Source organism: Agrococcus sp. AC640b, from assembly GCF_979255995.1.
In genome coordinates, this window is record NZ_CEEDMM010000020.1 from 104362 (window position 1) to 125714 (window position 21353).

Below are 21353 nucleotides of genomic sequence, written 5' to 3' on the forward strand. Positions count from 1 at the left end.
CGGCCAGAATCTGGACTGGCTGGTCTTATGAGTTCGAATCTAGACCGATGGGTATGATCTGTGCAAGGGAGGCCAACGATGGATCTGCGTCCGAGCTCGATCGCGAAGCGCGAGCGCATCCTCGCCGCAGCCGAGGCCCGGTTCCTCGAGGTCGGCTTCGACGCCGTCACCATGGCCGACATCGCAGAGCGCGCAGGCGTCGCCAAGCAGACCCTCTACGCGCACTTCGGCTCGAAGGAGACGCTCTTCGTCGACCTCGTCACCGCGATCACGACGGGCACGAGCGACCTCGTCGCGCCACCGGAGGTGCCGGACGGCGTCGATGCGACCGCCGTGCTCGAGCAGCACCTCGCGAGGCAGCTCGATGCCGTGCTGCAGCCGCGCGTGCTCGCCGTCCGCAGGCTCGTGATCGGCGAGGTCGTGCGCTTCCCGTCGCTCGCCGAGGCGCTGTGGCACCACGGGCCGCGGGTCGGCATCGAGCGCATCGGCACGCTGCTGGCGATCCTCGTCGACCGCGGCGACCTGCGCATCGACGACGTCGAGGTGGCGGCGACGCAGCTCAACTGGCTCGTCATGGGCGAGCCGGTGAACGCCGCGATGCTGCGCGGCGACGCCGCCCTGCCGCGAGCCGCCGAGCGGGCGAGGCTCGTGCGGTCGGCCGTGGCGACGTTCGTCGCCGCCTACCGGGCGTGAGCGGCGGCGCATCCCCGCGTCGTCTCGGGCACGAAGAAGCGGTGCGGACTGGCGCTCGGAGCTCGCTATCGCGAGGTGAGTGAAGGCTCCTGGTCGGTCCGCACCGCTTGGCTTGGGAGCGAGAGTAGTCCTGTCGGGCCCGCCTGACAAGAGGCGTCAGGAGGCGCCCTGACCCACCGATCCGTCGGGCGACGCGTCGGGCACGCGAGGGTGACGGATGCCGGGATGCCAGCTCGGGATCGAGCGGAAGAGCACGACGCCCGACACCACGAGGCACGCGGCGACGAGCGGATACGTCAGGGCCGCCTGGAAGAAGGCGAGCGCTGCCGGCAGGTCGAGCACCCACAGCGGCACGAAGACCGCGAGGCGCACGACGTACTGCAGCACCCAGATCCACGACGCGCGCCGATAGGCGCGCAGCAGCACCGGGTCGCGCCGCCACCGGGTGCGGGTGCCGACGCCGGCACCCACGATGAGGCCGAGCAGCGGCCACCGCACGACGATCGACGCCGCCCACGCGAGCGCGCTCGCGCCGTTCGTGAGCAGGCGGATGAGGAAGAAGTCGCGCGCCTCGCCCGTGTACGCCGCGATGAGCGCGGCCACGACGACGGCGAGCAGGCCGACGACGACCGCGCGCGGCCTGCGCCCCTGCGCGAGCCCGACGACCGCGATCGCGACGGACGCGGCGATCGCCGCGCCGCATCCGAGCCACAGCGCCATCGAGCCCGGCAGCGCGCCACCCGCGATCCAGCCGACGAGGAACGCCGCGGGCGGCACGCTCGCCTCGATCGCGGCGCGGCGGCCGCCGAGCAGGTCGGCGAGCGACTCCTGCTGCACGGTGGGGGGCGCCGCGTCGTCTGCGGGTCGCTGCGCCATGAGGCAAGCCTAACCTCGCTCTCTGTGGTGCCTGACTGGTCGCTGTTGCACCCGACAGGCAGGTGACTGGTCGCTGTTGCACCCGACTGGTCGCAGTCTCGGTGCAACTGCGACCAGTCAGGAGTGCGATCGTGACCAGTCGAGCCCTCCGTCGTCCGGCGGAGGCCGCACGCGCCGGGTGCGTCGAAGGGATGACGCGGTCCTGTCGGCGCGTCCGTAGCGTCGCAGCCATGGGACGCACGAAGGCAGGAGACGGCAGGGCGCTGCGGCCGATGCGGCACGTGCAGTTCCTCTGGCGCACGCAGCTCGGCATCGACCACGCGGGTTCGCGGTGGGTCGTCGAGCAGGACTCGGCGGACGGCGAGGAGCGCATCGAGCTGTACCGGGATGGCGTGCAGGTGGCGAAGGCGACGAGCCCTGCGCGCTTCGACGTGCCGGACGGCCGCATCGAGGCGAAGATCGTCTCGGGCCAGGTGCGCAGGGCGCAGCTCGTCACGGCCGCCGGGAAGCGTCGCATGACGCCCGAGCGCGGCACCGCCGAGCACGGACGCGCGCGGTTCGCAGAGCGCTACCCGACCGCGAGCGGCGTCATCGCGGCGATCTCCTTCACGATCGTCATCGGTGCCGCCATCCTCGAGCTGCCGCAGCTGCTGCAGGTCGTCACGCACGTCGAGGTCGTCGAGCAGTGGCTCGGCTGGTCGTTCGTCTCGCCCATCCGGCTGCCGGCCGAGTGGAACGTCGCCATCACGGTGGCGGGCGTCGTCGCGTCGATCGAGCGCGGCTGGCGCTTCAAGCACATCCCCGGGATCGACGAATGATGGCGCGACGCGCGCCCGTCGTCATGCGACCCGCTGGTCGGCGGTCGGCGGCTCGCTAGCCGTTCGTGCGCCACCCCTTCGGGCCCTTCGACCCTGCTGCGTACTCGGCCAGCGGCGTCTCGTCGGCAGCCCACGCGTCCAGCACGGGCTCGACGATGCGCCAGCACTCCTCCGCCGCGTCGGCGCGCACCGCGAGTCGCGGATCGCCGTCGAGGATCGAGGCGAGCACCTCGCCGTACGGCTCGAGCTGACCGCCTCCGAGCTCGCCGCGCAGCACCGACTGCTCGAGCGTGAACGGGTCGCCCTTGCCGTTGGTCGTGAGGTGGATCGCGAACGAGTCCGGCCGGAAGTCGAGCACGAGCCGGTCGGCCGAGTTGCGGCCGCCGAAGCCGCGAGGCACGTGCGCGGGCTCGCGGAAGTGCACGATCGCCTGCTTGCGGATGTCGCCGAGCGCCTTGCCGCTGCGCAGCACGAACGGCACGCCCGCCCACCGCTGGTTCTCGACGTGCACGGTCACCTCGGCGAGCGTCTCGGTGCCGCGTGCGGCATCCACGCCGTCCTCGCCTGCGTAGTCGGGCACCTCGCGCTCGCCGATCGCCCCCGCGGCGTACCGGGCGCGGCGGGCGTCCTTCGCGGGGTCGACGACGCGGGCGGCACGCAGCACCTGCCCGATCGCGTCGCGCAGGTCGCGGGCGTCGATGGATGCGGGCGGCTCGATCGCGACGAGCGCGAGCACCTGCAGCAGGTGGCTCTGGATCATGTCGCGCAGCGCGCCCGCCGTGTCGTAGTAGCCGGCGCGGCCCTCGAGGGCGACGGTCTCGTCGTAGAGGATCTCGACCTTCGCGATCGAGTCGCGATCCCACAGCGGCGCGAGGATGCGGTTCGCGAAGCGCATGCCCAGCAGGTTGAGCACCGTGTAGAGGCCGAGGAAGTGGTCGATGCGGAAGATCTGCTCCTCGGGCACGATGCGCTGCACGAGCGCGTTGAGGTCGCGGGCGTCGTCGAGGCTCGATCCGAACGGCTTCTCGATCGCGAGGATCGTGCCGTCAGGGACGCCGACCTCGGCGAGCGCCTCGCACACCATGCGACTCACGTGCGGCGGGAGCGCGAAGTAGAGCACGAGGCGGTCGCAGTCGACGTCGTCGAGCAGCGCGCGCAGGGCCTTGGGGTCGGTCGCGTCGGATGCGACGTACCGCGTGGTGTCGACGACGTGCTGCGCCGTCGCGCCCAGCTCGCCAGCGTCCCCGTCGCCGTGCGCTGCGGCCATCGCGGTCTGCACGCGGGCGCGCCACTCGTCCTGCCCGAGGTCGCGCAGGTCGGCGCCGACGATCTCGAGGCTGCGCCTGGGCTGCGCGCGCAGCAGCGTCGCGATGCCGGGCAGCAGCAGCCGCGACGTGAGGTCGCCGGATGCGCCGAGGATGAGCAGGGTCGTGCGATCTGCCGCCATGCGGCCACTCTTCCACGCGAGGGCGCGTGCGCCGGCAGGAGCCCCTCCTCCGCCGCGTCGCGGAGCCGTTCGGCGATGGCGTGGGGACGCCTCGTGCGCTCGACTGTGCCAGTACGGTCGGGGTGGTGGGGTACACGCGAGCGGGGAGCACCGTGATGAGCGAGCAGCAGTCGGCCTGGGCGAGGTTCTGGGACAGCGGTCGATGGTGGAAGGCGCTCATCCTCGCGGTGGGGTACCTCGCGCTCTACGAGCTGGCGTCGCTGCTCATGGCGCCGTTGGTGCCCTTCATCGGCGATGCGGGATCCGCGAGCTACGTCGTCGTGCTCCTCGTCATCCCGATCCTCATCGGCTGCCTCATCCTCGTCGGATTCGGCGCGAGCGTCGGCTGGCTGCGCGGGCTGTTCGCGAGGCACTCGATCCCCGGACGTGGATGGATGTGGATCGCCGTCGCCGTCGTCCTCGCGTTCAACCTGCTGCGCTTCGCGAGCGTCGACTACGCGGCTGCAGGGTTGGACTGGGTCGCATCGTGGCTGCTCGCCGGGCTGCTCATCGGCTTCGCCGAGGAGGTGCTGACCCGCGGGTACGTCGTGCGGATCATGCGCTCGGCCGGTCGGTCGGAGATCGCGGTGGGTCTCGTCTCGGCGGCGCTGTTCGCGCTGCTCCACGCATCGAACCTCTTCACCGGTCAGGCGCTCCTGCCGACGCTGCTGCAGATGGTCTACACGTTCTTCTTCGGCTTCTGCATGTACCTCGCGCTGCGGGTGACCCGCACGATCGTCGCGCCGATCCTGCTCCACGCGAGCACGGATCCCAGCATCTTCATGCAGGCCACCTACCCCGTCGCTGGGCCCCTCGCGTCGTTCGCGCAGCTCGGCAACATCGTCGTGGTCCTCGTCGGGGTCGTGCTGCTCGTGGTGTTCGTCGTCAGCGAGCGACGCGCTGGACGTCGCGACGGGGCTGACCTGGGGTCCGCCACGGTCGCCTGAGCCGGAGGGCGCGCGCGTCGAGGTCGCGCCCGAGCGTGTGACGATCGTGTGACGACGCTGGCGCCCCGACTCAGTGGGCTATACCATTTCGGGACCAGCACCGAGAGGGGACCCCATGGGCGTCTTCGAGGACATCGTCCGCACCATCACCGACAACCTGTTCAGCCAGGTCGCGATCCTCATCGGCCTCATCGCGCTCGTCGGGCTCGCGCTGCAGCGCAAGCCCGTCGACGAGGTCGTCGGCGGCGCGATGCGCGCCACGATCGGCGTCGTCATCCTGAACATCGGCATCGATCTCTTCGTCGGCGGCCTCGTCGCCTTCCAGGCGATCGTGTCGAGCGCCATGGGGCTCGAGCCGCCCGCAGCCGAGTCGACGCTCGCCGAGTTCAACGCCGGCCCCGGCTCCGTCGTGCCGCTCATCATCGCCGGCGGCTTCCTCGTGCACCTCGTCATCGTGCGCATCTTCCCGGCCGCGCGCTTCGTCTACCTCACCGGCCACCTCATGTACTGGATGGCCGTGGTGCTGGCCGCGACGATCGTCGAGGCGTTCGGCGAGGTCGACCGCTGGGTCGTCGCCGGCGCCGGCGCCGTCATCATCGGGTGCTACTGGGTGCTCCAGCCGCTGTGGACCCAGCCGCTCATGCGCAAGGTCATGGGCGACGACACCGTCGGCCTCGCCCACACGACGTCGACGCTGGCCCTCGCCGCCGGCTATGGCGCGCGAGCGCTGCGCCTCGGCGATCCCGTACGGCACGACTCCGAGCGGCTGCGCCTGCCGAAGGCGCTGTCGTTCTTCAAGGACATCACCGTCTCGACGGCCTTCGTCACCGGCGTCATCATGCTCGTCGCCATCGCGTTCGCCGACGCGGCGATCGTCGAGGAGCAGATGGCGGGCTCGGCCGTGCTGCCCTGGGTCTGGGGTCTGCTGCAGGCGCTGCGCTTCGCCGCCGGCATCGCCATCCTGCTCTTCGGCGTGCGCATGTTCCTCGCCGAGATCGTGCCCGCGTTCCGCGGCCTGTCGGAGAAGGTGCTGCCAGGCACGAAGCCCGCGCTCGACATCCCCGTCACGTTCACGAAGGCGCCGACGGCGGTCATGGTCGGCTTCATCACCTCGACGGTCGTCTTCCTGATCCTCATGGGCGTGTTCGCGCTCGCCGGCTGGTTCGTGCTCGTGCCGCCCATGATCATGCTGTTCTTCGGCGGCGGCGCAGGCGGCGTGTTCGGCAACGCCGTCGCCGGCTGGCGCGGCGCCGTCTTCGGCGGGCTGCTCAACGGCGTCGTGCTCGCATTCGGCCAGTGGATCGGCTGGGGCCTGTACGGCTCGACGGCTCCCGAGCTCGCGACCCTCGCCGACCCCGACTGGTACGCCGTGGGCTGGATCCTGCTCGGCCTCGGCTCGCTGCTCGCCCCGCTGGGCGCGGGCGGGGTGTGGCTCATCGCGGGCGTCGTCGTCGCCATCACGGTCGTCGTCCTCGTCGTGCTCGGTCGTCGTGGCGGCGGGCGGGAGACGCTCGAGGCGACGCCGGAGGGCGAGCCCGCCCTCGTCGACGCCCGATCGAGCGCTGCGGACGCGCAGGTCGAGGGGTCTCCGGGAGGCCAGGCGCTCGCCGACGCAGCGCAGCCGTCGCCGCGCTCCGCCGCCGGCGACGCGGCCCGGCCGGCCGAGCTGCGCGTGCTCGCCGTCTGCGGCGCGGGCATGGGATCGAGCCTCATCCTGCGCACGACCGCGGAGGCCGCGCTCGCCGACCTCGGCGTCACCGCCCGCATGGACCACACCGACGTCTCGTCGGCGCGCAGCGCCACGGCCGACGTCGTCGTCGCGCAGGCGACGTACCTCGACGAGCTCGGCGACCTCGCACCCGTCATGGTCGCGATCGACTCGTTCGTCGACCGGAAGCACGTGCAGCAGCGTCTCGCCGACGCGCTGCGAACGAAGGGCTGGCTGTGATCCACGACATCCTCGACCACCTCGCGTCCGTCGTCGACGACGCACGCGACGACATCCACGCTGCCGCGGACGCGATCGTCGCGACCGGGCAGGCGGGCGGGCTCGTGCGGCCGGCCGGTGCCGGGCACTCGCTCGCCGCCGTGCTCGAGACGTTCTTCCGCGCCGGCGGCATCGCGTACGTGCGCCCGCTGTGGCACGAGCGGGTGCTGCCCCTCATGGGCGCGTCGTCGTCGACGACGTCGGAGCGCGAGCCCGGCCTCGGTCGCGGCGTCGCGGAGGCCGCGGGCGTCGAGGCGAGGGACACGATCGTCGTCTTCTCGAACTCGGGGGCGAACCCCTACCCGATCGAGATCGCGCAGGTCGCTGCCGACGCCGGGGCGACGGTCGTCGCGCTGACCTCGCGCGCCTCGAATGCCGCCGCTCCGACCGATCGTGCGCCCGTGCGCCTGGTCGACGTCGCGTCGATCGTCCTCGACACGCAGGTGCGCGCCGGCGATGCGTCGTGGCCGCTCGACGCACCCGTGACCGCGCCGACGTCGAGCCTCGTCACGACGGCGCTGTGGACGGCGATCCTGCGGCAGGTGCACGAGCGGTGGCCGGATGCGCCACGGTGGCGCTCCGCGAACGTCGCCGGCTCCGACGGCGCGAACCAGGCGCTCTTCGACGCCCTCGCCCCGCGCATCCCCGAGCTGCGCTGACCCCGTCCGCCAGGACGACGCGGGGTGCGTGGCCGCGCGCGGCGGGCAGCGTGCGACGCGGGCCGCTCGGTCAGCGCGCGCGCAGGGCGCTGCGTGCGGAGCCGTCTGCCGTGACGGGAGCGATGCTCGCCGACAGCTCGAAGCGATCGCCAGGGTACGTCGACACCGTGTGCTCGATGACGAGGCCACCGGCGATCGAGGTGCGCACGAGCTCGAGCACCGCCTCGCCAGGCCCCAGCGCCAGCACGGCGGCGTCGCCGGGGCGTGCCAGCGCTGCACGGATGCTCTGGTGCCCCGCGTCGAAGCGGATGCCGTGCTCCCGATCCAGCACCTCGTAGAGCGAGCCCTCCGCGAGATCCGCGTCGAGGATGCCGGGCACGGCACGTGCCAGCAGCGTCGTGCGCTCGATGGCGAACGGCGAGCCGTCGGCGAGACGCAGGCGGTCGATGCGCACGAGCGGCTCGCCGACGCGCACCTCGAACACGGCGGCGAGCTCCGCATCCGCTGCGAGCGGCGCCGAGTCGAGCAGCTGCGACGACGGCGCGAGGCCACGAGCCCGCATGTCCTCCGTGAAGCTCGTCAGCATGAGCGGCAGGCTCACCGCCGGTCGCGCCACGAACGTGCCACGCCCCACCTCGCGGCGCAGCAGCCCCTCGCGCTCGAGCGCATCGAGCGCCTTGCGCGCCGTCATGCGCGAGACGCCGGAGTCGTCGGCCAGCGCGCGCTCGCTCGGCACCGGAGCGCCGACGGGCAGGTCGGCGATGAGGCTGCGGAGGTGGTCGACGAGACGCTGGTACTTCGGACGCGCATCGGCCATGCGACGATCCTCGCACTCTCCGCGGGGGGATCGTCCGATCGGCGGATGGGCGGCGAGGCGCGCGGGAGTACCCTCGATACCATGCACGGAACGCTCGCGACGCCCATCGGGTGGATGGAGGTCGTCGGCGGAGCACCCGCCGACCTCGGGTAGGCGCGCTCGTCGACGTTCGTCGGCGACCGCGACTCGAGCCGAACGGCTCGCACACCCACCATCCACGGTCCGCGACCGCGGGCCTGCAGCGAACAGGACCATCCATGCATCCCATCGACGACGCGCGTCTGCGCGCGTCCTTCGTCAACGTGTCGAAGAAGGAGCGGGCGAGCATCCCGACCCCCGACCTCGACCGCGACTGGCCTCGCCTCGAGTACCTCGGCTGGCGTGACGCGAAGCGCCCCCGCGCGGGCTTCGTCGTCGCGGAGGTCGACGGCGAGCTCGTGGGCGTCGCCATGCAGCAGACCGAGGCGTCGGCGCGCACGAGGCCGCAGTGCGCGTGGTGCGCCGACGTCCGCCTGCCGAACGACGTCGTGTCGTTCAACGCTCGCCGATCGGGGCCGGCTGGACGCAGCGGAGACACGGTGTCGACGCTGGCGTGCGCCGGGTTCGAGTGCTCGACGAACGTGCGCACGCCGCCGACCGCGACGTACGTCGGGTTCGACGTGGAGGCGGCGATGCAGCGCCGCATCGCCGCGCTCGCCGAGCACGTCACTGACTTCGTGCGCAACGTGCGCGACGGCGGCTGACCGCGCGCCCTCTCACGCGAGGGGTTGCGTTTCGCAGGCGATCAGGGGTGGTCGAGGGGTATCTTCCCTCGGACCCCCGCGATCGCCTGCGAAACGCGAATGGGATGGAGGGGCGAGCGGCGCGTCAGAGCTCGGTGACGGCCCCGCCGTCGACGAGCCAGCGCCGCTCGACGCGCACCGTGTCGAGCATGCGGCGATCGTGCGTGACGAGCAGCAGCGTGCCCTCGTACGACTCCAGCGCCTCCTCGAGCTGCTCGATCGCAGGCAGGTCGAGGTGGTTCGTCGGCTCGTCGAGCACGAGCACGTTCACGCCACGCGCCTGCAGCAGCGCGAGCCCGGCGCGCGTGCGCTCGCCGGGTGAGAGCTCGTCGACGGGCCTGCCGACATGGTCGGCGCGCAGACCGAACTTCGCCAGCAGCGTGCGCACGTCGGCCTGCGCCCACTCGGGCACCTCACGCTCGAACGCGTCGGCGAGCGGCGTCGAGCCCGCGAGCACGGCACGCGCCTGGTCGATCTCGCCGATCGCGACGGATGCGCCGAGGCTCGCGGAGCCCGCATCCGGCGCCTGGCGGCCGAGCAGCAGCCGCAGCAGCGTCGACTTGCCCGCGCCGTTGGGGCCCGTGATGCCGATGCGATCGCCGGCGCGCACCTCGAGCGACAGCGGACCCAGGGCGAACGCATCCGCTCCCTCCCCGTGACGCACGGTCGCACCGGACAGCGTCGAGACGACGCTCGACGACCGCGGCGCCGCGGCGATCGTCAGCTCGAGCCGCCACTCCTTGCGCGGCTCCTCGACCTCGTCGAGCCGCGCGATGCGCGACTCCATCTGCCGCACCTTCTGCGCCTGCTTCTCGCTCGACTCGGAGGCGGCCTTGCGGCGGATCTTGTCGTTGTCGGGCGCCTTCTTCATGGCGTTGCGCACGCCCTGGCTCGACCACTCGCGCTGCGTGCGGGCACGCGAGACGAGGTCGGCCTTCTTGTCGGCGAACTCGTCGTACGCCTCGCGCGCATGCCTGCGCGCCGTCGCCCGCTCCTCGAGGAACGCGTCGTAGCCGCCGCCGTAGACGCGGTTCGACGACTGCACGAGGTCGAGCTCGAGCACCTTCGTGACGCAGCGGGCGAGGAATTCCCGGTCGTGGCTCACGAGCACGATGCCGCCGCGCTGCTCCTGCACGAACCGCTCCAGCCGATCGAGGCCGTCGAGGTCGAGGTCGTTCGTCGGCTCGTCGAGCAGCGCGACGTCGAAGCGCGACAGCAGCAGCGCCGCGAGCCCCACGCGCGCCTCCTGGCCGCCGCTGAGCGACGTCATGAGCGACTGCGGCCCCACGCCCGATCCGGACGCGATGCCGAGGTCGGCGAGCACCTCCGGCAGCCGCTCGTCGAGATCGGCCGCGCCGCTCGCGAGCCACCGCTCGAGCGCGACGGCGTACACGTCGGATGCGTCGCGGCCGTCGGCGCGCGGTGCGGCGTCGGCGAGGCCGGCAGCGGCGGCGTCCATCTCCGCCGTCGCCTGCGCGCATCCCGTGCGCCTCGCGACATGGTCTGCGACCGTCTCCCCCGGCACGCGCTCGTGCTCCTGCGGCAGCCAGCCGACGAAGGCGTCGCGCGGGTCGAGCGAGACCGTGCCGGCCTGCGGCGCGTCGACGCCCGCGAGGATGCGCAGCAGCGTCGACTTGCCCGCGCCGTTCGCGCCGACGACGCCGACGACGTCGCCGGGCGCGACCGTGAGGTCGAGCCCCTCCCACAGCGTGCGGTGCCCGTGGCCCCCGGCGAGCCCCTTCGCGACGAGCGTGGCCGTCATCGCCCCTCGTCGCCGTCGAGCTTCTCCATGCGCTCGCGGGCGAGCCAGTCGCGCACGGGAGCGCGGAACACGAGGATCAGCGCGATGAGCGCCGGCACGAACATCGCGAGCGCCAACGGCACGGGGCCCTCCGCGCCGTTGAACGTGCCGAACGAGATGCCGATCTGCAGCACCTGCCACACGACGACGGCCGCGCGCGTCCACGACCTGCCGTCGAGCACGCCCCTGCCCGCCTGCAGCAGGAAGAACGCGAGCCCGACGAGGCACGCCCCCCAGAACAGCCCCGCCGTGACCTCGCGCGACTCGCCGCCGATGACCGAGATCACCGACCACACCGCGACGCCGAGGATCGCGACCGCCTCGACGAAGACGATGATCGCCAGGAACCCAGCCGACCGCGGCCGCTCGCTCTTCGCTGCTTCCATCAGAACCCTTGCCCTCATCTCGACCCCTGTGGGAGCATTGCTCCTTGGGTCGCTGGCGAGGACGCCGCCCCATCTGAGTCTTGTCTTGCCGCGGAGACGCGGACACCACACCCACATTACAAGGAGTGCCTCTATGGATTGGCGCGATGACGCCGCATGCCTGACGGTCGACCCGGAGCTGTTCTTCCCGATCGGCAACACCGGCCCCGCGATCGATCAGATCGAGAAGGCCAAGACCGTCTGCGCACGCTGTCCCGTGACGGAGCAGTGCCTCCAGTACGCACTCGAGACGAACCAGGACTCTGGTGTCTGGGGCGGATTGAGCGAGGATGAGCGCCGCGCCCTCAAGCGCCGCGCCGCCCGCGCGCGCCGCGCCAGCTGACACGACGGCAGCACCATCGACGGGCCACCCCTTCGCGGGGGTCGGCCCGTCGAGGCATGTCGGGGCGACCCGCTCGCGCACGCGCCGCCCGCGGCATGCGGCTCAGCTGCGGTCGAGGAACCGCAGCGGCAGCGAGATCGTGACCTCGGTGCCCTGGCCGTCGCGCTGACCCCAGTCGATCGCGCCCGACAGCTCGCCGGTGATGAGCGTCTTCACGATCTGGGTGCCCAGGCCCGAGCCGACGCGACCGGTGGGCAGCCCAGCCCCGTTGTCGCACACGCGCACCGTGAGCGTGTCGTCGTCGCGGTCGGCATTGATGCGCACGAGCCCGTCGCTGCGGCCCTCGAGGCCGTGCTCGACCGCGTTCGTCACGAGCTCCGTCAGCGCGAGCGCGAGCGGCGTCGCGTACGCAGACGGCAGCACGCCGAACGAGCCTCGCCGCTCGGTGCGCACCTGCGCGTTGTGGATCGACGCCACCTCGCTCGTGAGCTTCAGGGTGCGATCGAAGACGGCGTCGAAGTCGACCGACTGGCTCAGCCCCTCCGACAGGGTGTCGTGCACGACCGCGATCGACGCCACCCGCCGCTCGGCGTTCACGAGCGCCTGCCGCGCGTCCTCGCTGTGCGTGCGGCGCGCCTGGATGCGCAGCAGCGCCGCGACGGTCTGCAGGTTGTTCTTCACGCGATGGTGGATCTCGCGGATCGTCGCGTCCTTCGTGATGAGCGACTGCTCCTGGTGTCGCAGCTCGGTGACGTCGCGCGCGAGCACGATCGCGCCGATGCGCTCGCCGCCCCTGCGCAACGGCAGCGCGCGCAGCGAGATCGTCACCGAGTGCGTCTCGATGTCGGTGCGCCACGGCGCGCGGCCGGTGACGACGAGCGGCAGCGTCTCGTCGACGTCGTGGGAGTCGTCGATGAGCTCGGTCGTGACCTCGGCGAGCGAGCGCCCCTCGAGCTCCTCTCGGAACCCGAGGCGCACGAACGCCGACAGCGCATTCGGGCTCGCGAACGTGACGGTTCCCGCCGCATCGAGGCGGATGAGGCCGTCCGAGGCACGTGGAGCACCGCGGCGCGGTCCCGTGGGCGCCGACTCGTCTGGGTAGTCGCCGACGGTCATCATGCGCAGCAGGTCGTCTGCGCACTGCTTGAAGGTGAGCTCCTGCCTGCTCGGCGTGCGCTCGGCGACGTTCGAGTGCACCGTGATGACGGCGACGGTCACGAGATCGTCGCCGACGCGCCTGGCCACGGGCACGGCGCGCACGCGCGTGTCGCCGTCGGTGCCGGGCTCGGGATGCGTCGTGTCGACGATGCGGTGCGACGAGAAGGCGTCCTCGACCTGCCCGCGCCATGCGTTCCGCACGGGCTGGCCGATGAAGTCGCGGTAGAAGAGGGTGCCGGAGGAGGACGGCCGCGCGTGCGACAGCGCCACGAACCCGTCGACGGCCTCGGTCGGCAGCCACAGCACCACGTCGGCGAAGGCGAGGTCGGCGATGAGCTGCCAGTCGCCCACGAGGCGGTGGAACCAGGGCACGTCGGGCGCGTCGTGCCTGGCGTGCTGCTCGACGAGGGTCGCGAGGGTGGTCACCCCCGTCAGCGTAGTGCGAAGCGCAGCCCTCGCCTGCGCGTCGCCCGAGCGGCGGCGCGTGCTGCGGCGCGCGTGGGCTCGGCCGGCAGCAGGCCTGCCGCCGTGGACTGCATGGCGCGTCGCAGCCTCGACCGGGCCGCGACGTCGACGATGGGGCGGCCCGACAGCAGCGCCGCGTCGGCGGCCGCGACGTCGAGCGGCCACTGCGCCGCCGGCGCGATGCCGCCGAAGCGCTGCAGCGTCTGCTCGACGCTCGCCGTCGGCGCGATCCCCGACCCGCCGGTGCGCACCTTGTTGACGACGACCATCACGCGGTCGACCGGCACGACCTCGAGGAGGTCGGGATGCGCCCGCAGCAGGCGCATCATGCCGATCGGGTCGCCGCCCGCGACCGCGACGACGCGATCGGCGGCCTGCAGCGCCGCGACGGTCGCCGCGTTGCGACGCGGGCCGAAGACGTCGCTCGAGATCTCCTCGTCGCGCTCGAGGCTCGAGGCGACGTCGACGACCGTCCAGTCCGCCCAGTCGCGGCACGCCTCGAGCACGCCGGCGACGCGATCGGCAGCGAGCTCCGGCCACCTGCCCGCCCTGGTGATGCCCGTGAGCACGCGCACGGCTCCCACGGTCGTCTCGATGGTCTGAGCGACGCGGTCGAGCTCGTCGACCGTCAGGCTGCTCGTGCGCACGAGCCTGGCCGCCGCGGCGAATCCCGGTGCCTCGTCGAGCAGCCCCAACGCGGGCGCGACCGATGCGGCGTGGCTGTCGGCGTCGACGATCGCGACGCGCTGCCCACGGCCTGCGAGCTCGGTGCCGAGCCCGATCGCCGCCGTCGTCCGCCCAGGCGCGCCCGCGGGTCCCCACACCGCGAGCACGCGCCCTCGCGGACGCTCCTGCCGCTCGGCGTGCGGCGAGACGATCGCCCACTCGATGGCTGCGAACCCGTCTGCGAACCGCACCGACTCGACGCCGAGCGCCCTGGCCCTGCCTGCCTCGGCCGCGTCGTCGACGACGGCGAGCATGCGCACGCCCGCCGCGTCGCACGCGCGCACGAGCTCGGCGTCGAGGTGCGGAGCGTCGGCTGCGACGAGCACGGCCTCGACCTGCACGTTCGGGAGGCGGCGCACGAGCTCGCTCGCGCGCGCCGCACGCACGGCGACGCGGTGGCCGTGCCGCTGCGCGAGCGCCGCGAGCGCATCCTCGCGCTCGAGCGGTGCCGAGATCGCGAAGACCGTCACGGCGCCACCGCCGTCGACACCGGGACGATGCTCACGGCGTGCGCGTTCGCGACGGCGTCGAGCACGCTCGCCACGTCGCTGCGAGGCACGAGCACCTCGATCCGCACGGCGTCGTCGGCGATGAGGCCTTCGCCCTCGACGAGCCCGACGACGATCGCTCCGCCCACGAGCACGGTGGCCGCCTCGAACGCGCCCTGCTCGGCCGGGGGCGCCGCCCACACGTCGACGACGCTGCCCTCGACGATCGACGAGGCCAGGCCCGAGTCGGTCGCGAGCACGACCGTCGCCACGTCGACCGATGCCGCATCGCCGAGCGCGGTGCGCGGCAGCGCCTCCCCGGCTCCGATCGTCGACACCACCACGAGCCCCTCCGGCGCCGCGTCGGCCACGAGGTACAGGTCGGTGGCTCCATCCATGCGCAGCTCGGCCGCCTCGACGTCACCAGCGCCCACGACGTCACCCGGCAGCAGCGTCTCGGTCGCGACCCACACGGTCGTCGACCTGCTCGACGCATCGACGACGAGCCACACGCCCGCGATCGACGCGACGACGAGCACCGCGCCGATCGCGAGCCTGGGGTCGAGCCATGGTCGTCGCATGCGGAGCCTCCTCGTCCACGCCCCGGCGGGCGTACGAGGGGCAACCGTGGCAGAGGTCGCAGCCGTGCGACGCGGGCTGTCCACAGCCGCCCGCGTCCTCCCATCCGCGCTCACGCGGGCAGGCTCCGCACAGACCGACCATCCACAGGCCCGCCCCGCGCCGAGGGCGATCGGAGGATCATGGGATCCATGAACGATCGACGCTTCCTCAGCGCGGCAGACGCCGCCGAGGTGCTGGGCGTCGCGGCGCGCGACGTCGTCGAGCTCGTCGACTCCGGATCGCTGCCCGGCATCCACGTGGCAGGGGGATGGCGCATCGAGCTCGACGTGCTGCAGTCGTGGATCGACGAGCAGTACGAGGCGCAGCGGCGCCAGGCGCTGTGGCACGAGTCGCAGTCGGCGTCGATCGCCGACCTCTTCGGCGGCAGCCGCCGCCGCTGAGGCGGGCTACGGCGGCCGCACCCAGTCGATCGCGGCGAACGGCACGAGCTCGACGCCCACGACGCTGCGCGGATGCCGCGACGTCCCCGGCTCGTGCATCGCGAGGTCGAGGTGGTCGCGCGCGACGCGGTCGATCGTGCCGTGCAGCGGCGACGGGCAGCGCAGCTCGACGCGCGCTCGGCGACGTGCGAGGTCGCGCAGCGCGTACCCGAGGCTCAGCCGCTCGGCGAGCGGGCGCGACGCGGGCGGCGTCGGCGGCACGGAGAGCGAGCGCAGGACGGCGTCGTCGTCGAGTCGCACGCCCACGATCGAGCGCAGCGGCACGATGCAGCCCGCGTCGGCCTCGCCACCGTCGCGGATCGTGCCGCTCAGCCAGTCCTTGCCGAGCGCGAGCCGCTCGATCCGCAGCCGCTCGCCGGTGCGCAGCCGAAGGTCGAGGGTGCGCGGCGCCAGGGCGAGCCGATCGCGCACCTCGAGCCTGCCGACGCGGAAGCGCTCCTCCTCGGCGAGCGCGTCGCGCTCGTGCGCGCCGAGCTCGGCCTCGAGCTGGCTCTCGAGGTCGTCGAACAGGTCGTCGAACCGCACCCACCGACGCTAGATCCCGCCGCGCGAACGGGCGTGCGGCTCTCCACAGCGCACGTTCTCCACAGGTGGGCAGTTCTGCCCATTCCCAGGATGGCGGTCGCGATCTACCCTGCCGACACACGTCGGACGGAGGAGCACGCGATGGCACACGCGAGGATGTCGGCGGCCGAGGTCGACGAGTACTTCGACTACCAGCCGTGCTCGACCGCGGGCCTCCCCGATCCCGCGCCGCTCGTGGAGAACCTCACGCGCTGCGTCATCGAGGTGCTGCTGGGAGTACGCGAGGTCGAGCAGATCGCCCGCTGGGTCACCGAGGCCACCTACCTGCACCTCGCGCGACGGTCGATCGCCGCACGCCGCACGCGAGCGCTGCGCAGGCAGCAGTCCACGCGCACGCTGACCGAGATCGGTCCGGTCGTCGTCACGCATCCCGCCGACGGCGTCGTCGAGGCCGTGGCCATCGTGCGCTCCCCCGGCCGCACCCGCTCCGTCGCCATGCGACTCGAGGGGCTCGACGACCGATGGCGCGCGACCGCCGTGCACGTGCTCTGACGCCGCGGGAGACGGCTCAGCGCTGCTGGTCGCGCCCGTCCGTGGGCGCCGAGGTCGCGCCGGGTGCGACGTCGCCGACGTCCGTCGCCAGCGCGTCGGTCGTCTGCGCCGTGCCGTCGGCTGCTGCTGCCTGCTCGGCGGCGATGTCGGCGCGCACCTCCTCGCGGAACTTCACGCGACGCACGCGACGATTCATGTCGAACAGCAGCAGGCACACGGCGATGGCGATGACCGCCGTCGCTGCGAAGCCGATGACGCCGGGCGTCACCGAGTCGGGATCGAAGGCGGGCGCGGTCTGCACGATCGTGGCAAGCATCGTCACTCCTCGTCGATCCCGGCGAACAGGTCGGTCTCGGGCAGCTGCTCGCCGACGGTCGACCGCACGAGCTCGAAGTCCTCGGTGGGCCATGCGCGCCGGATGACGTCGTGCGGCCAGAAGAAGAAGGGCGTGTCGGGTGCGACCTGGCTCGCGTGCGCGCGCAGCGCCGCGTCGCGCTGGTCGAGGTGGCCCGTCACGTCGATGCGCGTCGTCACGGTCGGCGTGCGGCCCTGCATCCACTCGGCCATCTCGCGGATGCGGGGCAGCCGGTCGGACTCGGGGTCGTGCATCTCGAAGTCGGCGAGGAACGCCTGCACCTTGTCGGACGACGACATGCGGTCGTAGTACACCTTCGACACCGACCACGGCTCGCCGAGCTCGGGGCTCTCGTCGAGCGCAGCGTGCTCGACGGCCCACATCGTGACCTCGTGGCAGCGGATGTGGTCGGGATGCGGGTAGCCGCCGCGCTCGTCGTAGGTGAGCACGACCTGCGGGCGCAGGCGGCGGATGATGCGCACGAGCGGCCTGCCGGACACCTCGAGCGGGATCGTCGCGAACGACAGCGCACGCACGGGCTCGCCCTCCTCGGGCAGCCCCGAGTCGACGTAGCCGAGCCAGATGTGGTCGATGCCGAGCGCCTTCTGCGCCAGACGCATCTCATCGCGTCGCAACCCCGCCATGTCGCGCTCGGCGCGCACGGTCTCGAGGAACGCGTCGTTCAGCACGTCGCCCGACTCGCCGCCCGTGCAGCTCACGACCGTCACCTGGGCGCCCTCTGCGACGTAGCGAGCCGCGGTGCCTGCACCCTTGCTCGACTCGTCGTCGGGATGCGCGTGCACGCTCAGCAGTCGACGCATGGCACCTCAGCTCGGAAGTAGGCTGGTCTTCGGGACCCATCGATCCTCCCACGGAACCACCGACATGACCGACCTCGCCGCCCGCTACGGACGCACGCCCGAGCGTCGCCGCAGGGACCGCATCGTGGGCATCTCGGTCGCCGTCGGCATCGTGCTCGTCATGCTCGCGTGGGTCGTCTGGGGCGGACTCGCCGACACCCGCGGCACGATCGACACGCAGGACACGGGGTCGACGCGCATCGACGAGCACAGCATCCGCCTCGACTTCACGGTCACGGTCGAGCCCGGCACGCCCGTGCGCTGCGCGCTGAACGCCTTCGACCGCACCCACACGACCGTCGGCTGGGTCGAGCTCGACGTGGAGTCGTCTGAGCGCTGGACGACGCAGCAGAGCGTCGAGGTGCTGACCTCCGACGAGGCCATCGGCGGATTGGTCTACCGCTGCTGGCTGAGGTAGGCTCGCGGGCACTGCCGGCCCGTCGGGCCGGCTTGACGCATATCAGGAGACCTTCATGCCGGACACCACGGAGACCTGGCTGAGCCAGGAGGCGTTCGACCGCCTCCAGGCTGAGCTCGACAACCTCACGGGGCCCGTGCGCGTCGAGATCGCGAAGCGCATCGAGGAGGCCCGCGACGAGGGCGACCTCAAGGAGAACGGCGGCTACCACGCCGCCAAGGACGACCAGGCCCAGATCGAGGCCCGCATCCTCCAGGTCACCCACCTCCTGCGCACCGCGAAGGTCGGCGAGGCGCCGGCCGCGAACGGCGTCGTCGAGCCCGGGACCGTCGTCAAGGCGACGATCGCAGGCTCCAAGCAGACGTTCCTCGTCGGCAACCGCGAGATCCACGAGGCCGGCGACGACCTCGACGTCTACTCGGAGTCGAGCCCGATCGGCTCGGCCGTGCTGGGCCTGAAGATCGGCGAGTCGACGACGTACGTCGCGCCGAGCGGCAAGGAGATCGCCGTCGAGATCCTCGACGTCGAGACCTACCGCAGCGCCTGAGCGGCTCGCACCGCCCCCGTTCGACGACGGCCGTCCGCATCGCGCGGGCGGCCGTCTCGCGTCGGTGGGCGCTCCGCCGCGTCAGACCTCGTGCGGCTGGTAGCCGGCCCGACGCAGCGCCTCGAGCAGCCGCTGCGCGTGCTCTGGCCCGCGCGTCGTCACCGACAGCTCGATCGCGACGGCGTTGATCTGCGTCCACTCGTTGTGCCGCGTGTGCAGCACCTCGACGACGTTCGCCTGCTCGTCCGAGAGGATCTGCGCGATGATCGCGAGCTGGCCGGGGCGATCGGGCAGGTCCATGCGGATGCGCAGGTAGCGCTGCGAGGCGACGAGACCGCGGCCGATGACGCGCTCGAGCACCATGGGGTCGACGTTGCCGCCCGAGACGATCGCGACGGTCGATCCCGCATCGCGCACGGCACCGGTCATGATCGCGGCCGTCGTGACGGCGCCGGCGGGCTCGGCGACGAGCTTCGCCCGTTCGAGCAGCGCGATGATCGCCCGCGCGATGTCGTCGTCGGAGACGGTGACGACCTCGTCGACGCAGGCGCGGATGATCTCGAACGGCAGGTCGCCTGGCCGCGCCACCGCGATGCCGTCTGCGATGGTCGGATGCGTCTGGATCGTCGTGGGCGAGCCGGCGAGGATCGACGGCGGGTAGGCGGCGGCCTGCTCGGCCTGCACGCCCACGATGCGGATCTCGCGGCCCAGCTGGGCTGCGCGCTGCTTCGCGGCCGAGGCGACGCCTGCTGCGAGCCCGCCGCCGCCGATGGGCACGAGGATGGTGTCGACGTCGGGCTGCTGCTCGAGGATCTCGAGGCCGACCGTGCCCTGGCCGGCGATGATGTCGTGGTGGTCGAAGGGCGGCACGAACGTCGCGCCCGTGTCGGCGACGTGCGCGATGGCGGCCTGCAGCGCCGTCTGGAAGTCGAGGCCGCGCAGCTCGATGCGTGCGCCGTAGTCGCGCGTCGCCTGCACCTTCGGCAGCGCGGCGCCCATGGGCATGAAGATCGTCGAGCGGATGCCGAGCTCCGACGCCGCGAACGCGACCCCCTGCGCATGGTTGCCTGCCGATGCGGCGACGACGCCCCGCTCGCGCTGCTCGGCGGTGAGCTTCGAGAGCATGTTGTACGCGCCGCGCAGCTTGTACGCGCCCGTGCGCTGCAGGTTCTCGCACTTGAGGTGCACGGTCGAGCCGAGCATGCCCGACAGGTGCCGCGACAGCTCCATGGGCGTGTGCTGGATGGCGGGCGCGATCGTGCGGCGCGCCTCCTCGAACTCCTCGAGCGTCGGACCGGGCAGGGTGCCGGTGAGGGGGGAGGTGCTCATGCGTCGGTGACCTCCGAGACGTCCCGCGGCTTCGGATTCGCGCGCCACGAGCCCGTGGCGATCGTGGTGATGGCGACGTTGAGGAAGGCGACGACGGGGACGGCGAACAGCGCACCGGGGATGCCTGCGATGATCGAGCCGCCTGCGACGGCGAGCACGACGCCCAACGGGTGGATCTTCACCGCCGTGCCCATGATGAACGGCTGCAGCACGTGCCCCTCGATCTGCTGCACGAGCAGGACGATGCCGAGCATGATGACGGCGGGGATGGGTCCGAGGGCGATGAGCGCGACGACGACGGCGATCGCGCCCGTGGCGATCGCGCCGACGACGGGGATGAACGAGCCGAGGAACACGAGCACCGCGATGGGCACCACGAGCGGCATGCCGCCGTAGAAGAGGCCGAGGATGAAGGCGCCGAGGCCGATGCCGACGGCGTCGATCGCGGCGACGAGCATCTGCACGCGCACGAAGTTGCCGAGCGTGACCCAGCCGGCGCGGCCGCTGCCGTCGACGGCGGGGCGGGCCCGGCGCGGGAAGATGCCGACGACCCAGCGCCAGATGCGGCCGCCGTCGTAGAGCAGGAAGATCGTCGCGAACACGGTCAGCAGCAGGCCGACGAGCAGGTGCCCGAGCGACGAGCCGACGGACAGGGCGCTGGAGACGATCTGCTGGGTGTCCTGCTGGATCGCCTGCACGAGCGTGTCGGTGTAGCGGGAGATGTCGGCCTCGGTGAGGTGCAGCGGCGACTCGAGCAGGAACTGGCGCAACCCGTCGTACGAGTCGATCGCGCGCCGCTGCAGGTCGGGGTAGCCCTCGCGGATCTGCGCGACCGCGAGCCAGAACAGCGCGGTGACGAACGCCAGCAGCGTCACGATCGACACCGCGACGGCGAGGCCGCGCGGCCACCTCCTGCGCTGCAGCCATCCGACGAGCGGGATCATGAGCGCCGTGAGCAGGGCGGCGACCATGATCGGGATCACGATGATGCGCAGCTGGGCGATGATCCAGAACGTCAGGGCGAGCACGCCGGCGATGGCCAGCAGGCGCCACGACCACGCTCCGGCGATCTGCAGGCCGACCGGCACGACCGGTGGCTCGGCAGGTCGTCGGTCGCGTGCACCGAACAGCCCCATGGGCCACGAGCCTAGCGACGCACGCACCCTCCGATGCACATGCGTCACCCCTGGATGCGCCATGGCTGGCTGCGGCAT

General features: G+C 72.3%; 24 protein-coding genes. 11 read left to right on the forward strand and 13 right to left on the reverse strand.

Translation table 11 applies throughout. The features are described from left to right. Positions 1–78: 78 nt before the first annotated feature. A complete protein-coding gene (locus tag ACZ6H8_RS09140) occupies positions 79–693 on the forward strand; it encodes a TetR/AcrR family transcriptional regulator (protein ID WP_464146459.1) in 615 nt (204 codons plus the stop codon). A gap of 156 nt (positions 694–849) precedes the next feature. On the opposite strand, the gene ACZ6H8_RS09145 is transcribed toward ACZ6H8_RS09140, so the two are convergent. After that, positions 850–1569, reverse strand: a complete 720-nt coding sequence (locus ACZ6H8_RS09145) for a DUF3159 domain-containing protein (protein ID WP_464146460.1) — start codon at positions 1567–1569, stop codon at positions 850–852. A gap of 230 nt (positions 1570–1799) precedes the next feature. Here ACZ6H8_RS09145 and ACZ6H8_RS09150 point away from each other — a divergent pair, with 230 nt between their 5' ends. After that, positions 1800–2387, forward strand: a complete 588-nt coding sequence (locus ACZ6H8_RS09150; RefSeq protein WP_464146461.1) for a hypothetical protein — start codon at positions 1800–1802, stop codon at positions 2385–2387. A gap of 55 nt (positions 2388–2442) precedes the next feature. Here the strand turns inward: ACZ6H8_RS09150 and ACZ6H8_RS09155 are convergent, their stop codons facing one another. Beyond that, entirely contained in the window at positions 2443–3834 is a 1392-nt protein-coding gene (locus ACZ6H8_RS09155; RefSeq protein ID WP_464146462.1) for a glucose-6-phosphate dehydrogenase, read from the reverse strand. A gap of 155 nt (positions 3835–3989) precedes the next feature. Between ACZ6H8_RS09155 and ACZ6H8_RS09160 the strand changes: the two genes are divergently transcribed. From ACZ6H8_RS09160 to ACZ6H8_RS09170, 3 genes are all read left to right on the forward strand, one after another. Beyond that, positions 3990–4820: a lysostaphin resistance A-like protein gene (locus ACZ6H8_RS09160; protein ID WP_464146463.1), complete on the forward strand. Its 831-nt coding sequence runs from the start codon at positions 3990–3992 to the stop codon at positions 4818–4820. Between the two features lie 115 nt (positions 4821–4935). Beyond that, positions 4936–6768, forward strand: a complete 1833-nt coding sequence (locus ACZ6H8_RS09165) for a PTS transporter subunit IIC (RefSeq protein ID WP_464146464.1) — start codon at positions 4936–4938, stop codon at positions 6766–6768. After that, complete coding sequence (locus ACZ6H8_RS09170; protein WP_464146465.1) at positions 6765–7466, forward strand: sugar isomerase domain-containing protein; 702 nt, start codon at positions 6765–6767, stop codon at positions 7464–7466. The genes ACZ6H8_RS09165 and ACZ6H8_RS09170 overlap by 4 nt, the downstream gene beginning before the upstream one ends. Positions 7467–7536: 70 nt before the next feature. Here ACZ6H8_RS09170 and ACZ6H8_RS09175 read toward each other — a convergent pair whose 3' ends face one another. Further along, on the reverse strand, positions 7537–8283 hold the full coding sequence (locus ACZ6H8_RS09175; RefSeq protein WP_464146466.1) for a GntR family transcriptional regulator: 747 nt from the start codon (positions 8281–8283) through the stop codon (positions 7537–7539). A gap of 257 nt (positions 8284–8540) precedes the next feature. On the opposite strand from ACZ6H8_RS09175, the gene ACZ6H8_RS09180 reads away from it, so the two are divergent. After that, complete coding sequence (locus ACZ6H8_RS09180; protein ID WP_464146467.1) at positions 8541–9026, forward strand: FBP domain-containing protein; 486 nt, start codon at positions 8541–8543, stop codon at positions 9024–9026. 124 nt (positions 9027–9150) lie between these two features. On the opposite strand, the gene ACZ6H8_RS09185 is transcribed toward ACZ6H8_RS09180, so the two are convergent. Together ACZ6H8_RS09185 and ACZ6H8_RS09190 are read right to left on the reverse strand one after the other, a co-directional pair. Then, positions 9151–10827, reverse strand: a complete 1677-nt coding sequence (locus tag ACZ6H8_RS09185) for an ABC-F family ATP-binding cassette domain-containing protein (protein ID WP_464146468.1) — start codon at positions 10825–10827, stop codon at positions 9151–9153. Beyond that, a complete protein-coding gene (locus ACZ6H8_RS09190) occupies positions 10824–11252 on the reverse strand; it encodes a hypothetical protein (protein ID WP_464146469.1) in 429 nt (142 codons plus the stop codon). Before ACZ6H8_RS09190 ends, ACZ6H8_RS09185 begins: the two co-directional genes overlap by 4 nt. A 133-nt stretch (positions 11253–11385) precedes the next feature. On the opposite strand from ACZ6H8_RS09190, the gene ACZ6H8_RS09195 reads away from it, so the two are divergent. After that, the gene (locus ACZ6H8_RS09195) at positions 11386–11634 is read left to right on the forward strand and encodes a WhiB family transcriptional regulator (RefSeq protein WP_092505597.1); all 249 of its coding nucleotides are present in this window, start codon (positions 11386–11388) and stop codon (positions 11632–11634) included. A 102-nt stretch (positions 11635–11736) separates the two neighbouring features. On the opposite strand, the gene ACZ6H8_RS09200 is transcribed toward ACZ6H8_RS09195, so the two are convergent. The 3 genes from ACZ6H8_RS09200 to ACZ6H8_RS09210 are packed head-to-tail and all read right to left on the reverse strand — an operon-like array spanning position 11737 to position 15052. After that, on the reverse strand, positions 11737–13218 hold the full coding sequence (locus ACZ6H8_RS09200) for a sensor histidine kinase (RefSeq protein WP_464146470.1): 1482 nt from the start codon (positions 13216–13218) through the stop codon (positions 11737–11739). Positions 13219–13223: 5 nt separating this feature from the next. Further along, positions 13224–14453, reverse strand: a complete 1230-nt coding sequence (locus tag ACZ6H8_RS09205) for an AAA family ATPase (protein ID WP_464146471.1) — start codon at positions 14451–14453, stop codon at positions 13224–13226. Then, on the reverse strand, positions 14450–15052 hold the full coding sequence (locus ACZ6H8_RS09210; protein WP_464146472.1) for a hypothetical protein: 603 nt from the start codon (positions 15050–15052) through the stop codon (positions 14450–14452). The genes ACZ6H8_RS09205 and ACZ6H8_RS09210 overlap by 4 nt, the downstream gene beginning before the upstream one ends. Positions 15053–15241: 189 nt before the next feature. On the opposite strand from ACZ6H8_RS09210, the gene ACZ6H8_RS09215 reads away from it, so the two are divergent. After that, positions 15242–15493, forward strand: coding sequence for a helix-turn-helix domain-containing protein (locus tag ACZ6H8_RS09215; RefSeq protein WP_464146473.1), 252 nt, complete (start codon positions 15242–15244; stop codon positions 15491–15493). A gap of 6 nt (positions 15494–15499) precedes the next feature. On the opposite strand, the gene ACZ6H8_RS09220 is transcribed toward ACZ6H8_RS09215, so the two are convergent. Beyond that, the gene (locus ACZ6H8_RS09220; protein ID WP_464146474.1) at positions 15500–16078 is read right to left on the reverse strand and encodes a hypothetical protein; all 579 of its coding nucleotides are present in this window, start codon (positions 16076–16078) and stop codon (positions 15500–15502) included. A 141-nt stretch (positions 16079–16219) separates the two neighbouring features. Here ACZ6H8_RS09220 and ACZ6H8_RS09225 point away from each other — a divergent pair, with 141 nt between their 5' ends. Next, positions 16220–16630: an Rv3235 family protein gene (locus ACZ6H8_RS09225; protein ID WP_464146475.1), complete on the forward strand. Its 411-nt coding sequence runs from the start codon at positions 16220–16222 to the stop codon at positions 16628–16630. A 16-nt stretch (positions 16631–16646) separates the two neighbouring features. On the opposite strand, the gene ACZ6H8_RS09230 is transcribed toward ACZ6H8_RS09225, so the two are convergent. Further along, the gene (locus ACZ6H8_RS09230; protein WP_464146476.1) at positions 16647–16946 is read right to left on the reverse strand and encodes a hypothetical protein; all 300 of its coding nucleotides are present in this window, start codon (positions 16944–16946) and stop codon (positions 16647–16649) included. A 2-nt stretch (positions 16947–16948) separates the two neighbouring features. Then, positions 16949–17806 carry a mycothiol conjugate amidase Mca gene (gene mca / locus ACZ6H8_RS09235; protein ID WP_464146477.1) on the reverse strand — a complete coding sequence of 286 codons (858 nt, stop codon included), beginning with the start codon at positions 17804–17806 and terminating at the stop codon, positions 16949–16951. 64 nt (positions 17807–17870) lie between these two features. Between mca and ACZ6H8_RS09240 the strand changes: the two genes are divergently transcribed. Then, positions 17871–18263 (forward strand): DUF4307 domain-containing protein, encoded by a 393-nt coding sequence (locus ACZ6H8_RS09240; RefSeq protein ID WP_464146478.1) that lies wholly within the window; start codon positions 17871–17873, stop codon positions 18261–18263. A gap of 55 nt (positions 18264–18318) precedes the next feature. Beyond that, positions 18319–18810: a transcription elongation factor GreA gene (gene greA / locus ACZ6H8_RS09245; protein WP_464146479.1), complete on the forward strand. Its 492-nt coding sequence runs from the start codon at positions 18319–18321 to the stop codon at positions 18808–18810. A gap of 81 nt (positions 18811–18891) precedes the next feature. Here greA and ilvA read toward each other — a convergent pair whose 3' ends face one another. Then, a complete protein-coding gene (gene ilvA / locus ACZ6H8_RS09250) occupies positions 18892–20139 on the reverse strand; it encodes a threonine ammonia-lyase (RefSeq protein ID WP_464146480.1) in 1248 nt (415 codons plus the stop codon). Further along, the gene (locus ACZ6H8_RS09255; protein ID WP_464146481.1) at positions 20136–21275 is read right to left on the reverse strand and encodes an AI-2E family transporter; all 1140 of its coding nucleotides are present in this window, start codon (positions 21273–21275) and stop codon (positions 20136–20138) included. Before ACZ6H8_RS09255 ends, ilvA begins: the two co-directional genes overlap by 4 nt. Positions 21276–21353 lie beyond the last annotated feature (78 nt).